2 protein-coding genes are annotated in these 2,374 nt (G+C 64.2%); one reads left to right on the forward strand and one right to left on the reverse strand.

What is annotated here, in order from left to right:
- Window positions 1-246: 246 nt before the first annotated feature.
- A complete protein-coding gene (locus tag AC16JP_RS11570; RefSeq protein ID WP_484340769.1) occupies window positions 247-1,848 on the forward strand; it encodes an AMP-binding protein in 1,602 nt (533 codons plus the stop codon).
- Between the two features lie 8 nt (window positions 1,849-1,856).
- Here AC16JP_RS11570 and AC16JP_RS11575 read toward each other — a convergent pair.
- On the reverse strand, window positions 1,857-2,374 hold a 518-nt coding region (locus AC16JP_RS11575; RefSeq protein WP_484340770.1), incomplete at its 5' end, for a sensor histidine kinase.

Raw genomic sequence — 2,374 nt, forward strand, 5'->3', positions numbered from 1 at the left:
GGCCGATACTGATAGCCGCCCGACAGCATCAGCAGATCGGGGAAGTTGATCGCAACCGCCTGCATGGCAACGGTTACTTCGCCTTCGCCCGGTGGATCAGGTTCCGGCGCGTCCACCAGTTCCAGCGCGTCGATCCCGTCCAGCCTGCGTACAACCCAGCTTCGCATCGCATCCTCCCATTTAGGCGGTTGCGCCATGGCGGTTGCGCGTGTCAATTCCACATCCAGGGAGTTGAGGAGGTAGGGAATGTTCTCGTTCGGCCAGATTCTGACGGCACTTGCTGAAACGAAGGGGGAAGCGCCTGCGCTGATCCATGGCGACGAGGTCATCGACTGGAACGCCTATGCCGCCCGGACCAACGCACTGGCGAACGCGTTTCTGGCGGCGGGGGCGCAGCCGGGCGACCGCGTTGCACATCTGATGCGGAACTCTCCGGCCTATCTGCTGACCACCGGCGCCGCGTTCAAGGCACGCATGGTGCATGTGAACGTGAACTACCGCTATACCGGCGAAGAGCTGTTCTACATCCTCGACAATTCGGATTCTGCCGTCGTCGTCTTCGACGCCGAGTTCGCCGATCTGCTGTCCGGAATGCGGGACCGGCTGCCCGGGGTGAAGCTGTGGTTGCAGGTGGGCGGCACACCAGCGCCGTTTGCCCGGTCGTTCGATGCAGTGGCCTCCGGCCCTTCAAGCCCGGTCGAGGTGGAGCACCACCCCGACGACATGCTGTTCATCTATACCGGCGGCACGACGGGCATGCCCAAGGGCGTGATGTGGAGCCAGGCCGATTTGTGGACGGCGCTTGGCGGTGGCGCGCCGCTTCCGGGAATGCCGGGCGTCGAATCCCTCGACGCGCATCTGGAGTCGATCCGGGCGGGCCAAACCGGGCGCACGGTGCTGATCCTGCCGCCGATGATGCACGGAACCGGGCTGGTGATGGGCATCTATGCGCTGGCGCTTGGTGGAACCGTGATCACGGCAACCGCGCGCGGCTTCGATCCTGTCGAGGCGCTGAAACTAAGCGCAAGGCACAACCCCGACATGGTGGTGATCGTCGGCGATGCCTTCGCCCGACCGCTTCTGCGCTCGCTGGAGGCCGGCGAAGGAAAGCTCGGCAACATCACCGTCATGACATCATCGGGTACGATGTGGTCGCCCGAGGTAAAGGCCGGCCTGATCGCGCATTGCCCGACGATGATGTGCCTTGATGCTTTCGGTTCTTCCGAAGGGCTGGGCTATGGCGCGGCGCTTTCAACCGCCGAAAACGCCAGCGCCCCCACCCGCTTCCAGCACGATCCGAACACCATTCTCGTCGACACCGACGAGGAGACGGGCACCATGACGATCATTACCGCGCCCGGCAGGCCGGGCCGCGTTGCCCGCACCGGCCCTATCCCGCGCGGATACTGGAAAGACCCGGCCAAAAGCGCAAAAACCTTCGTTCCGATCGAAGGCAAATACTACACCATGCCGGGCGACTGGGGTGTTTTCGCGGAAGATGGTTCGATCGTGCTGCTGGGGCGTGGCAGCCAGTGCATCAATTCCGGCGGCGAGAAAATCTACCCCGAAGAAGTCGAGGAGGCGCTGAAAACCCACCCGGCGATCGAAGACGCGCTGGTCTTCGGCGTCGCCGACGAGAAATGGGGGCAGACCGTGTGCGCCGTGGTCGAGGCGCTGCATCCGACCACCGAACCAGAGCTTCAGGCCCATGTCCGCCGCCATCTTGCAAGCTACAAATCGCCGAAGCGGATCGCGATGCTGGCGAAGGTGCCGCGCAGCCCCAATGGCAAGGCCGACTATGAAAGCGCCCGCCGCCTGTTTGACGAGGCGCTGGTGGCTCCGGCCTGACGGCGCGGTCAGCCCGCGGACAACGGCAGGCTGAACCCGAAGACCGAGCCTTTCCCTTCTTCCGAGGTGACGCTGACCCGCCCACGATGGCGCTCGATCACGGCCTTGACGAACGCAAGCCCCAGCCCCGCCCCGGATGGCGTCGAGGATGCTGACGCACCTTCAGGCGGGGTGAGGCGGCTGAACGCCTCGAACAGCCGGTGCAGGTCGTTTGCGGCGATGCCGCGCCCCTGATCGGCGATTTCGCATACCGCGAATGCGCCTTCCAGCCGAACGCGGGCCTGCACGGTGGTGCGCTCGTCGGAATATTTTATCGCATTTCCCAGCAGGTTGGTGATCGACCTTGTGATAAGCGCGCGATCGCCAGTCACCAGAGCCTCGGCGTCGGGCACATCCGAGACGATCCGGATTTTCCGGCTGTCGGCCAGTGGCCAGACATCGTCGACGGCATCCAGAACGGCGTCGGACAGGTTGAATGTCTCGACCATGAAGCGCCCGCTTTCCGCACGGGCGAGGTGAACGAAAT

The sequence above is a fragment of the Sandaracinobacteroides sp. genome (assembly GCF_057137845.1).

Coding starts and splice junctions, on each gene's coding strand:
- AC16JP_RS11570 (WP_484340769.1), top strand. CDS start 247: ATGTTCTCGTTCGGCCAGATTCTGACGGCACTTGCTGAAACGAAGGGG.